Origin of the sequence: Candidatus Phytoplasma fabacearum, assembly GCF_030586805.1 — a bacterium.
GTDB classification, from domain to species: Bacteria; Bacillota_I; Bacilli_A; order Acholeplasmatales; family Acholeplasmataceae; genus Phytoplasma; species Phytoplasma fabacearum.
The window spans coordinates 1-13068 of the sequence record NZ_JAOSIM010000003.1; the positions used below are offsets into that span (position 1 = coordinate 1).

General features: G+C 24.3%; 8 protein-coding genes. 1 reads left to right on the top strand and 7 read right to left on the bottom strand.

Annotated features, from left to right (window positions below):
- Positions 1-588: 588 nt before the first annotated feature.
- The 6 genes from OC705_RS00900 to OC705_RS00925 form a co-directional block, all read right to left on the bottom strand.
- On the bottom strand, positions 589-1344 hold the full coding sequence (locus tag OC705_RS00900; protein ID WP_304512357.1) for a dihydrolipoamide acetyltransferase family protein: 756 nt from the start codon (positions 1342-1344) through the stop codon (positions 589-591).
- 62 nt (positions 1345-1406) lie between these two features.
- The gene (locus OC705_RS00905; RefSeq protein WP_304512356.1) at positions 1407-1673 is read right to left on the bottom strand and encodes a biotin/lipoyl-containing protein; all 267 of its coding nucleotides are present in this window, start codon (positions 1671-1673) and stop codon (positions 1407-1409) included.
- Between the two features lie 100 nt (positions 1674-1773).
- Positions 1774-2766, bottom strand: coding sequence for an alpha-ketoacid dehydrogenase subunit beta (locus OC705_RS00910; protein WP_304512355.1), 993 nt, complete (start codon positions 2764-2766; stop codon positions 1774-1776).
- A 4-nt stretch (positions 2767-2770) separates the two neighbouring features.
- Positions 2771-3829 (bottom strand): pyruvate dehydrogenase (acetyl-transferring) E1 component subunit alpha, encoded by a 1059-nt coding sequence (pdhA, locus tag OC705_RS00915; protein WP_304512375.1) that lies wholly within the window; start codon positions 3827-3829, stop codon positions 2771-2773.
- A gap of 145 nt (positions 3830-3974) precedes the next feature.
- Positions 3975-5312 (bottom strand): pyruvate kinase, encoded by a 1338-nt coding sequence (gene pyk, locus OC705_RS00920; protein ID WP_304512354.1) that lies wholly within the window; start codon positions 5310-5312, stop codon positions 3975-3977.
- Positions 5313-5592: 280 nt separating this feature from the next.
- Complete coding sequence (locus tag OC705_RS00925; protein WP_304512353.1) at positions 5593-6375, bottom strand: YitT family protein; 783 nt, start codon at positions 6373-6375, stop codon at positions 5593-5595.
- 1692 nt (positions 6376-8067) lie between these two features.
- Between OC705_RS00925 and OC705_RS00930 the strand changes: the two genes are divergently transcribed.
- Positions 8068-9741 carry a DEAD/DEAH box helicase gene (locus OC705_RS00930; RefSeq protein ID WP_304512352.1) on the top strand — a complete coding sequence of 558 codons (1674 nt, stop codon included), beginning with the start codon at positions 8068-8070 and terminating at the stop codon, positions 9739-9741.
- Positions 9742-9786: 45 nt separating this feature from the next.
- On the opposite strand, the gene OC705_RS00935 is transcribed toward OC705_RS00930, so the two are convergent.
- Complete coding sequence (locus tag OC705_RS00935) at positions 9787-13068, bottom strand: ATP-binding protein (RefSeq protein ID WP_304514018.1); 3282 nt, start codon at positions 13066-13068, stop codon at positions 9787-9789.

The following is a 13068-nucleotide window of genomic DNA, read 5'->3' on the forward strand; positions in this document are numbered from 1 at the left end:
TCCTGATTTGTAAATTTAATTACTTAGTTTTAGGATTCTCCAAGTTACACTAAATTTCTACCTTAATTCTTTAGGGGAAGTATCCTCTTAAAGAGGCTGATTCCAGGTTTTCTTATCTGATAAACTACTCAATATGTGAATAATATGTATTAGTAGTCTCTGGACTATCCGTTTCAGCAACTTACGAACAGGTTAGTTTATTACATCTATTTATCTTCTTAGGCCATTTCAGGCTTCTCCATGGAATTATTCGGTGGCGGAATCCTCTTGACTAATTTGCTTTCGTCACAATCCGCTTTTATGGTCTGCTCTAATCTGACATTCTTTCGTTTGACTGACCGACCATATCCTTTCAGGGTTTATCGGCCCTGGCTATTGGTTAGATAGCAAGAAATTTAGGCCTCTTTGGCGCCCTGACTATTACTTTGTGAATTGTCAGAAAATTAAAAATTACAAAAACATATAAATTTATTATTTTAAAAACATTATTTATTTTATAATCTATAAAATCCAAATTTAAATTATAAAGTATTTATGAATTGAAATAAATTTTTTAAAATCAATAAAAATTTAATACATTAATTTTTATTATTCAATTAAAATTGACGGATTATTAAACAAATCTTTAAAAGAACTTAAAAATCTAGAAGCTAAACCACCATCTATAACGCGATGATCAAAACTCAAAGATAAAGGCAACATATAAGCTTTTCCTATATTACCATCTTCTAAAACAATAGGTTTTAATTTCATTAAACCCATACCTAAAATAGCTACTTGAGGAAAATAAATAATAGGTGTACCATAAGAAACCCCAAAAGTCCCCCAATTACTTAAAGTAAAAGTGCCATTTTTAATATCTTCGTAAACTAATTTTTTATTACGAGTACGTTGAGATAAATCTTGAATCAATTCCGCAATTTTCCAAATATTTAAAGTATCAGCATTTTTAATATTAGGCACAATTAAACCATCATCAGTATCTACAGCTATACCTAAATTAATATACTTTTTAATTATAATTTCTTCCTTTTGAGCATCAAAAGCAGAATTAAAAATAGGGAACTGTCTTAATAATTTAACTAAAGCTTTTGCAACAAAAGATAAATAAGTGAGTTTTATAGTTGATGTTGCATTTTGAGATTTTAAATCTTTTCTCAAATCCACAACATTATTCATATTAAACTCTTCCATTAAAGTAACATCCGGAATAGTAGATTTAGCAATAGACATTTGATTTGCTATAGTTTTACGTAACCGAGAAATTTTATGAATTTCGATTTCGTCACTACCATGAATTCCGATTTCGTCAATATCTTTAATTTTTTTATCTAAATCTGACATATATTCTTATCCTTTTAATAATATTATTTATTATTTATTCCTATTGATATATATTTTAATATTTATTCTTCAACTTCTATTTCTATAACTGCCAAAACTTGATCTAATTCTACTTCATCAGAAGGAGAACATTTTATTTCTAAAATAACACCATCCACAGGAGACAATAATGTATCAGATAATTTATCATTTTCGATTTCAAACAATCCCTGACCTTCTTTAACTATATCTCCAACTTTACAAAGACATTTGGTAATAGTTCCTTCGTGTAAACCTTCACCTAAATCGTGAAATTTAAATTCATATTTTTGAACTTTTTTATTGTTCATAATAAAGTAAACCTACTTCTTTTCCTAAATTTGTTTATAATATAAAAACTTTTTATTCTATTATAAAGAAACAAAATACTAATAAATGTTAATATTAAAATTATTTTTGTAATTTATTAAACATCTTTTTAATATAATAAATAATTTTAGCAGGATTTAAAATTTGATGATATTCTCCTCTAGCTAAAGGCGTTATAATGTCATAACCAGTAATACGTATAGGAGCAACTTTTAAAGCATCAAAGGCATATTCATTTATTAAAGTAATTATTTCTCCTGCTGGACCATAAGTTTTAGTAGCTTCATGAGCTACTACTAATCTACCAGTTTTTTTAACAGATTGAATAATAGTTTCTTGATCTATAGGAGTAATACTTCTTAAATCGATTAATTCCACAGAAATATCATTTTGTTCTAAAGATTCAATAGCGGTTTGAATAACCGGAATAGCAGATGACCATCCTACTACAGTAACATCCGAACCTTCTTTAACTACTCGAGCTTTACCAATTTCTATTTCATAAGGTTCTACAGGAACTTCTTCTCTACGAGAACGATATAAAACTTTTGGTTCTAAAAAAATTACAGGATCATTAGATTTAATAGCGGATAGTAATAACCCTTTAGCATCAATAGGATTAGATGGCACTACTACATGCAATCCTGGGAAAGAAGCTAACATACCCTCAATAGATTCAGAATGATGTTCTAAAGCTTTAATATTTCCTTGTATTGTAGTTCTAACCACCATAGGAACTGTCAATTTTCCACGAGTACGATTACGTAATCTAACAGCATGACAAAATAGATCTTGTAAAGCTGGAAAAATAAAACCTTCAAATTGTATTTCTGCTATAGGACGAAAACCAGCTAAAGCTAATCCGATACCACTACCTAAAATACTAGATTCTGAAATAGGAGTATTAAAAACTTTTGAAGATCCATATTTACTATACAAACCTTTAAGAACTCTAAAAACACCACCTAAATTTTCTACATCTTCCCCGAATAAAACCACTTTTGGGATATTTTCTAAGGCATAATCTAAAGTATGATTAATAGCTTCTAACATATTCATTTTCATAAAAGCCATAATTTTATTTCCCTTCTTCTGTTGATTTTAAAAATGATTCATAATCATGCAACTGCATTTTTAATTGAGGAGTCATTGTTTCATAAGTATGTTCGAAAACCTCTTTCGGTTCAACTATATTAGCGTAAGTTAAAATACGTTTATGAGCTTCTTTAATTTTATCGATCATATCTTGTTTAATTTTATTTATTAATTCATCTGTTAAAATATTTTTATTTATTAAATATTTTTGAAATCTTGAAATAGGTTCTTTTTTAAACCATTCTTCTTCTTCAGATTTGGAACGATATAAAGAAGGATTATCATTAGTAGTATGCCCCAATAAACGATATGTATATAATTCTAATAAAGAAGGGCCGTTACCATTTCTAGCAGATTCAACAAAATGTTTTGACGCTGAATAAACAGCTAAAATATCATTACCATCAACTCTTATACCAGGTATACCAAAAGCAATAGCTTTTTGAGCTAAACTTTCAGCGTAACAAGCTACTTTTCTAGGTGTAGAAATAGCATATTGATTATTTTGAATAGCTACTACCAAAGGAACTTGAAAAACAGCTGCATAATTTAAACCCGCTGCAAATTCTTCACTTGCGGTACCACCATCTCCAATAGTTGCTACTGTAACATCCTTTTTATTATCTAATTTACTAGCTAAAGCTAATCCAGCCCCTATATTTATAGAACTACCAATAATAATATTAACAGGTAAAATACGTTTTTGAGAATCTATAGCTGAACCTTTTTCATTACCATACCAATAAAGCAAAATATTTTCTACAGAAACACCACGATACAAAAACATTCCTAAATCTCTAAAATAAGGAGAAATCCAATCGTTATCTGCGCAAGCAGCCGCAAGACCTATTTGACAAGCTTCATGACCTGTATTCAAAACATAAGAAAGCATACGTCCTTGACGCTGATATTGGAAAGCTGCTGTATCTGTCTCTCTAGTAAAAACCATAAATTCATAAATTTTTAATAACTCTTCATTTGATAAATTAGGTTCAAATTCAGGATTAATTACAAAACCTTGTTCATCTAAAACTTGAAACATGGGTTTTTGTTCTACATTATATAAAAAATCATCTATTTTTTTTGGCAAAATTACAACTCCTTTAATTTCTTTAAATAACGTAAATATTAAATTTTAAAATGTTAAATAATTTAACTTAAGTTAATAAAATCCTAAAAAAATCAAATTATTTAATAAAAATTTGAGATACATCAACTTCAATTAATTGATTTTCTTCTATTTGATAATCAAGTATTTTTTCTTTTAATTCGTTATAATTTAAAACCGGTGTGACACCAAAATACAAAGATAGCCAAGATGCTTCTTTAATATTTTCAACTACAGCTAATACTGGAAAAGCAGAATGAAACTTAGAAATAATACAAGCATCTAAAAAATTATTTACTAAAATAGCTTTAGCGTTTGTAATGTTAGCTAATTCAATTGCACCTAATAAAAATTTTTCTCTCCAAATTTTAGGTTCATAATAATTCAAAAATAAATCATAATCTAAAAATTTTTCGGCATTTTTATTAATGTTATACATATATTGAACAGATTCTACAGGATAATTACCTGAGGCACTTTCGCCAGACAGCATAGTAGCGCTAGTACCTTCTCGAACCGCATTGAAAACATCCGAAATTTCAGCTTTAGTAGGACGAGGATTTTTTTGCATAGATTCTAACATTTGAGTAGCTACAATTACCAATTTGCCTTTTTGAAGACATTTATCAATAATTTCACTTTGATATAAAGGAACCAAAGTGCCATCAATTTCAATACCCAAATCACCTCTAGCAACCATAATACCATCTGAAATAGATAAAATTTCATCTATATTATCTATACCTTCTTGATTTTCTATTTTAGCAATAATTTTCAAATTATCGCATTCTTTCGATTTCAAAATATCTTTAATATCTTGTATATCCTGAGAATTCCGAACAAAAGAAGCCGCAATATAATCATAGTTTTGTTCTATGGCAAATAAAATATCTTTTTTATCCTTTTCCGATAAAAAAGGAATATTTAATTTTACGCCAGGAACATTAACTCCTCTTCGTGATTTTACTAAATGACTATTTTGAGCTTTTGTGATTAATTCTTTTTTTATATCATCTTTTCCAATCACTTGCAAAGATAAATAACCATCATCAATATTAATAAAATCACCTACACATAATTCATTATAAAAATTCGGATAAGTTACAGAAAAAATTTCATTATTACCCAAAACTTCTTTGGAAGAAATTCTAACTAAAGAATCTTTATTTATCAAAACATCACCATCAAAATTATGAGTTCTAATTTCAGGACCTTTAGTGTCTAACATTAATGATACATATTTATTTAATTCTTGATTAATATTTCTAATCATAGAAATTATTTTTTTACTCATATCATAATCAGCATGAGAAAAATTAAATCTAGCAACATTTAAACCATTTGAAATCATTTTTTTTAAAATTATTTCAGAATAACATGAAGGTCCTAAAGTACAAATAATCTTTGTTTTATTCATAAATAATCATATCCCACTTCATTTATTTTCAATTTATTTTCAAAATTACTTTAAAATTGAAAAATATTTTATTAAAAATCTTAAACAAAATTATGTTTCAAAACCGATCGTCACTATATAATTCAATAAAAAATTAAAATTACTACTATATTATAAATCTTTTTTTATTATTTGCAAATCTATCTGAACAACATATTCTAAAATAAATTAAATACTTTTCAACAAATTATTTCTAATAAAAATATACACAATAAAAAAATCTCAATATATGATAAATTTATTATTTAAATAAAGCAATTAAATTAACAACAAATATTAAAATCAAAAAAGAAAAAAAATATTTTGTAATAATAAAATTTCTCATATCTTTATGACGAAATAAATCTATCATAAAAGAAATAAATACAATAATTCCATCTACAAAAAATAAAATATAACATAAATGAAAATTAAATTTTTGATTTAATAATAAAAATATAATATCGGTTCCACCAGTAGAAGAACCGCTAGAAAAAATTAAACCACAACCAATTCCTATACAAAAACTTATAATTAAAGAAACAACTAAAAGTTTTAAGAAATTATTTTTTTTAATAAAAACTGGTAATAAATTAATAAAAAAACTCTTATCAACATAACGTTTAGACAAAAACTTAATAGACCAAGTAAAAATCAAATTAAACATAATAGTAGTTATTAAAAAAAAACAAGTATTAGGTAACCAAAAACCACAAAAAAACATAATAATTAAACGAGAAATGATAATACCTACAGGAGTACTAAACAAATAATTTTGCTTTTTTTCGGCACGATTATACAAAAAAACTTTATCTAAAAAAAGCAAATTACTTTCTAATCCTCCTACTATAAATTCTTCGGCCAAAATAAAAAAATAAACACTAAAAATCAGTAATAATAATCCTAATATAATTTTCGAAATCAGAAATAAATATAAAAAGAAAATATTATTGACGCTTAATTTATAAAAAAAAGATAAAAATAACATAATTAAACTAAAAGTTAATAAAATAATAATTGACATAAATTTACTATTTTTTTTCATTTAAAAATATTCCAAACCTACCTTTCTTTTCTATAACTTAATATTTTTTTGCTCAATTTATCGATATTAAAATCAAAAATAATTAAAAACTAAATAAATATTTATTTTTATCAAAAATAATAAATAAGCAATAAATAAAATTATAAAAGTGACTAATATTTTTAAATATTAGTCACTAAAACACATGATAAATTAAAATAAATCAACGTAATTCTATATATTTTCTTATTTGACATATAAAATAAAATTATCAAAAAAATAACCAGTAATGATAATAAAAATAGATTATTATCGTTTTCAATAACGAAATATATTTATTTACCGATCTATAAATAATACCCACAACATTTTGAGAAGTGTTGTTTTCATGCAATATCAGAAATACTAATTTAAAACAATCGGAAAATAACCATTGTCATATTATTGGCGGTATTAATCAATCTTTATGATCCTAATTGCCATTCAATAGTCTATCTGTTAATTTTTAATCTGCTAAACTGAATTTATTGGCAGCAATTTGATTTGAATATTTAGTAAATATTTATAATGTTATCAATCTCGAATTTAAAATATATTTTTAATAAATTAGTTATTTAAAGAATAATCATCAAGATTGACAAAAACTTAGCTGATTGATTTCATTGAATAAACAATAAATTACTGACTTCTTTCGCCCTATCAAGGTCGTTAACCTTGTTCCAGGGAGGACGATTCTCTTTATCATTCCAGATCAAGTTTTACTCCTCCGACTACTAAGAAGTCGCTTTATCCTTGGGCCTAATGACTTTAAGCTCATTATTAGTTAATTTAATAACTAACCTTTAGGATTCCCCAAGTTACACTAAATTTCTACCTTAATTCTTTAGGGGAAGTAACCATCTTAATCAATGGTGAGATTTCAGATTTATTAATTGATAAACTACCTAACACTTAGAGGATATGTATTGGTAGAATCTGAACTGCTCGCATATAGTAGTTTAAAAGACAGGTTGTTAAATTACATCTACTTTTCTTCTTAGGCCATTTAAGGCTTCTCCATGGAATCATTCGGTGGCGGAATCTTCTTGACTAACTACTTCGTCGCAACCCGCTTTTATGGTCTGCTATAATCCGGCATTCTTTCGTTTGACTGACCGACCATATCCTTTCAGTGTTTATCACACTGGTGATTGGTAAAATCACTAGATATTTAGGCCTCTTTGGCGCCCCAATAAAAAAAATTTATGTTTTATAAAACTTAAAATTCATTGTAATTAACAATGTAAAAGTAAAACATAAAAAATAAAAATAATGTTATTTGTATTGATAATGAAAAAAATATATTCATTTAATACTACTTTTTATCGTAACTTAAAAAAGAGAAAAATGCAAATTTTAGACATAAAAAAAATAAAAAACTATTCAATTTTTATAAAAAAAAATTCTTTTCATAAAATTTTTTAATTGATATATTTTGGAATAATAACTGTTAGAATATTTATATATTTAATAACTTTTCACATATTCCATGGTTAATGGTTAATTAATGAATAATATCTTTAAATAATTAGTTATATAACATAGAAATTAATATATTATTTTTTAATTCAAAATAATAAATTTAATTATAATTATTATAATCAACAAATCCATCATGTTAATAATTAAATAGGAATATGCATGTTAACATAAAATAAAAAGGAATTATTTTTTATGTTACTTAATAAAATACAAAAACAACTTACTGATAAAATTATTAAAGTTTTTGAAAATCAAAAAACTACTTTACTTGTAGCTCCGACGGGTTCAGGAAAAACAATTATGTTTTCTTACATTCTGAGTCATTTTTTTAAAATCAAATCGATTAATAAAGCTTGTGTATTGGTACATAGAGAAGAATTAATGCAACAAAATAAAAATGCCTTTGAAAAGATTAATCCTAATATAACCACATGTTTTTTTAACTCAAAAATAAAAAAATGGGATGCTCAAGTAATTTTTGCTATGGTACAAACTTTAGTAAAAAATCTTCAAACAAACCCTAATATAGATATGTTAATTATCGATGAAGCACATCATTCTGTAGCTAATACTTACAAAATCATTATAGATCATTTTCTCCAATTTAATCCTAACTGTAAAATTCTTGGTGTTACGGCTACTCCAATAAGAGGTGATAAAAAAAAATTAAAAGAAATTTTTCCAGAAATTACAGCCCAAATTACAGTACAAGAATTAATTCAAGCTGGTTATTTAGTTAAACCAGAGGTTTTTATTAGAGATGTTGGTATTCAAAAAAAAATATATAATTTATATAATAAAAATCAAGAATATGATTTAAATAAGGTAGCAAATATTATAAATACAACCGCTATTAATTCAGAAGTGATTAATCACTGGAAAAAATACGCCCACAATCGTCAAACTGTAATTTTTTGCGCAAACATCAAACATGCTCATGATGTAACAGAAACATTTAAAAAAGCTGGAATTAAAGCTCAATTAATTACAGGAAATTATAAAAGTGAAAAAAGAAATATCATATTAAAAAATTTTGATAAAACTAAATTTCAAGTTATCGTTAATGTAAATGTCTTAACAGAAGGATGGGATTGTCAAATTGTTTCGTGTGTAGTACTATTAAGACCAAGTTCTTTTAAATCTACAATTGTACAAATGATCGGTCGTGGTTTAAGACCTATAACAAATAATACTCAATATCCTAATATTATTAAAAAAGATTGCATTATACTAGATTTTGGAACGTCTATTCAAAATAATCCTAAATTATTTGAATATTTATCTCTAAAAAATCCGAAAAATAAAAAAAATTTAAATAACGTAAATAACAAAAATTTTACAGATATATCAGAAAATTCAAAAGAATCCAAAGAAATACAATTCACTAAAGATGTTAAAATGAAAAAATATGATATATTAAAAAATTCAAATTTTGAATGGTATGATCTAACCAATCGCGAAAAACATTATATAGCAGGATTTCATGCTTGGGCTTATATAACTCATTATAAAGATCTTTATATAGCTATTGGTGGAAAAAAAGAACCCAAAACAGCTAAATGTTTATTTAAAGGGAATGAAGATAATTGTTTTGCTATCGCTAATAATTGGTTAAATTTACACGAAACGGATAAATCAGCTTATAAAACTCAATATTGGAACCAACATCTTTATACATCTAAACAACGTGATTATTTATTTCGTTTATTAAAATTAAGACAAAAAAATAAAAAAATTAACTTTTCTATTTTATTCGATGAACAAAAAATGAAAAATATGAACAAATATCAAATGTCTAAAATAATAACTTTTTTAATCAAATATAATGAAATCAAAAAAATAATACTAAAAATAATAAAACCCTAATAATATAATGAAATATGATTAAAAAATAAAAATAATTTTATAAAATTAAAGATTCAGTATGTTTCTTGTGAAATTTTCAACAACAACATGATTATTATCTTTAATAATGATTAAATTAGTTTGCACATAAGGAGAAATATCTGCAATCCTTTGCGGAGGAATAGCCATAATAAATTGAATCTTTAAAGAATTAAAAAAACGCATCATTCCTTCTATTCTAGCTTCATCCATATTATTGAAAGCTTCATCAAACAAAACCAAACAACCTTGATTATCATTTACACTATTTAACTGTTCAAAACAAATAGACATAATAATGTAAAAAGGTACTTGAGTTTCGCCTCCAGATTTTTCACGAAAAATTTTCGAAAAAAAAGAATAATTATTATTAATGTCTTTTATTTGGATATCATAAGTCATATAATTACGATAATCTAAAAAAGATTCTGCTATATCTTCATAACCCTCTTCAAAAGAAATAATTTTATCAAATAATTCCTCTAAAAGAGTATTTTCGCACATTAGTCCTCTTTCAAATAACTCATTTTTGGAATCATTATTATAACTAGAAATTACATCATAATATTTTTTATAATCAGGATCATTAGAAGGTTTAATAATTATTTGATAATTATCGTTACCAAAAGGTCTATCAATTAATAATTGATTTAACTTATGAATTTGTTGTTTAGTATTATCTATACTTTCTTTTAATTTATTAATAAATTCTTCTTTAAAAATTATTTCAGTTTTATAAGTTAACTCTTTAGCTTCTTGTTCATAATCTGATAAATTTTGAGCATTAGTAGAATTATATTCTTGATAAAAATATTCCAAATTTTCTAATCGAGATTCAATATCAGAAATATTATATTTTTGCAAATAAATTTGAATTTGATTGATTAAATCCATTTGTTGATTTAATTTTTGCTGTTCTATATTTTTTAAATAATCATTAATTTTATTTAAAATCAAATCATAATTGTCATTATATTGTTGGTAATACTGATATAAATGTACATTTATTTTATCTTCTATAGAATTAGAAATATTTTTTCCCATTAAAATATTTAATTTTTGATTTAATTCAGACAAATGAATTTTAATTTTTGTAGTTTCTAATTCATAATTATTCAAATTATTATTTAAATCTGCTATTTTAAACAAAATTCTTTCTAATTGTTCATTATTATTATTTTTTTGATTCATAACGGCAATTAAACTATCTTCAACATTTCGAAGATTTAAATCTGAACTTAATTGTGTTATTTGTTGTGAAATTTTTTGTTTTTTAACTTTAATAGATAATAATTCTGAATATAAATTAAAATTATCTGAAATTAAAATATTAGACAATTTACTTTTATTCAATAGATCAATTATTTCTTGATATTCATTAAAAACACTTTGATGCTGCAGCAATAAAGACTTAAATTTTTGGATTTCTGATAAAATAAGATTTTCACGCATCTTAATAGAATTATTACCAATATAAGGGAATTGATAAAATTTTGGATTAATTTTTCTTAAAGTGTATTGACTATAGACCAAACAATCAGGAGTAATAGCTGTTTTGTGTTTTTTTAAATTTACAGGATCCAACTCGCATATAATATTGGATAAAAGTAAACGAATATATTTTAAAGCATTTTTATTATCAGAAGATATCTTAGTTGATAAACTATTAAAATTATCTTTAATGAAAGGTATTTGTGCTACATTAACTAATCCTATATCATAAAAATTATTATCTACAGATTGAGGTAAATTACTATATATTTTTAATGCCTGATCAAAATAATTTTCTTCTATCAACAAATTAAATTTTCTATTTCCTAAAAAACCTTCTATAGCGTTTCTCCATAAATTATCATTAATATCTATTAATTCGCATAAAGGACGAATACACACTGACAAACTATAAAAATTACTTAACTTTTTATTTAAAATTTCAATTAAATTTTGTATGTGTTGAGGATAAACAGATATAACGGAAGAAAGAAGACGGCAATCTTTTTCTTTATCTAAAATTTTTTTCTGTAAATCTAAAATAAACTTATTAGAATCATTTTTTTGTATATTAAAATTAATTATTTCTTTTGATATAAAATTCCATAATTTTTCCAAAACAACCTTTAATTTTGGGAAATTTACTTGAATTTCGGAAAATCCTAAATTCAAAAAATCACTTATAAAATTAATACTATCTGAATAAATTTCGGAAGGAGATAAATCTTGCAAACGCTTTAAATTCATTAATTCTTGATTGATTTGATTTCGAAAAAAATTAATTTTTTCATTTAAAGTATGTTCAAGATTTTCATAAAAAACTAAATCTTTGTGAAGATTATTTAACAATAATTTTCTATCATTAGATTTCAAAAGCACTAATTCATTATTTAAAGTATCTATAGTTAAATTGATTTTTTCTTTTTGAAATAATAATTTTTTTAAACTTAATTTGTCAGCTTCTTTCTTAGACTGGCACAAATCTAAATCAAAATTATTTTTTTTAATTTGTACTTTATATAAAAGACATTGATAAATCTGAATCTGTTCTTTTAAATAAATAAATTTTTTATCAGCATCTATAATATTAGTTAAATAAAATAATTTCTGTTTTTCAAATTCTATTTGAAGTTCTAATTTTTTTAATTGTTTAAAACTATTTTTTAAACTTGAAATATTTACAGGATTAGGTTCTAACAAAAACTCAAAAACAAAATTTTGCAAATTAAGCGGCTTAAAAGCTAAAGCTTTAGGTAACATTTGGATATATTTACTTACATTAATGTTCAAATAATTACCTATAGCATGTTGATATTGTTTTTTAGTATCAAAAAAATTAAAATTAGGAACGTATTTTCTTAAAAACAGAAATAATTGTTTTTGAGTTTTAGGTTGATCATTTTCTACACACATATTATCAATAAACTTCATATTTTCTACAAAATAAAATTTTTCTTTCAATTGATTACTGCGAGAGAGTTCTAAAACGCAACCAAAAATACTATATTTTTTATTAACATTATCATAAAATTCTAACAAAATGTGTGTAATAACGTCTTGGTCTCTTAAAAATTCTTTATTCTCTGCTCCAATTTTACAACGCATATAACTTTCTAAAGAACGCTTGGCATTAACATTCGCTGCTATATTAAATTTAACATGATTGCGTTCTCCTATTAAAACATACTGCAAAGCATCTAATAAAGTCGATTTTCCAGAACCATTTTCTCCAGAAACTAAAGTATTATTTTCAATATCAATAATTTGAAAAGAAAAAAAATGCCAATTTACTAATTGTATTTTCGTCAATTTTTTCAT

What these genes read in the sequence shown, in the direction of transcription:
- OC705_RS00905 (WP_304512356.1), bottom strand. Translation starts at nt 1,673, where the DNA reads ATGAACAATAAAAAAGTTCAAAAATATGAATTTAAATTTCACGATTTA.
- OC705_RS00930 (WP_304512352.1), top strand. Translation starts at nt 8,068, where the DNA reads ATGTTACTTAATAAAATACAAAAACAACTTACTGATAAAATTATTAAA.
- pdhA (WP_304512375.1), bottom strand. Translation starts at nt 3,829, where the DNA reads ATGTTTCAAGTTTTAGATGAACAAGGTTTTGTAATTAATCCTGAATTT.
- OC705_RS00900 (WP_304512357.1), bottom strand. Translation starts at nt 1,344, where the DNA reads ATGTCAGATTTAGATAAAAAAATTAAAGATATTGACGAAATCGGAATT.
- OC705_RS00935 (WP_304514018.1), bottom strand. Translation starts at nt 13,068, where the DNA reads ATGAAAAAATTGACGAAAATACAATTAGTAAATTGGCATTTTTTTTCT.
- OC705_RS00925 (WP_304512353.1), bottom strand. Translation starts at nt 6,375, where the DNA reads ATGAAAAAAAATAGTAAATTTATGTCAATTATTATTTTATTAACTTTT.
- OC705_RS00910 (WP_304512355.1), bottom strand. Translation starts at nt 2,766, where the DNA reads ATGGCTTTTATGAAAATGAATATGTTAGAAGCTATTAATCATACTTTA.
- pyk (WP_304512354.1), bottom strand. Translation starts at nt 5,312, where the DNA reads ATGAATAAAACAAAGATTATTTGTACTTTAGGACCTTCATGTTATTCT.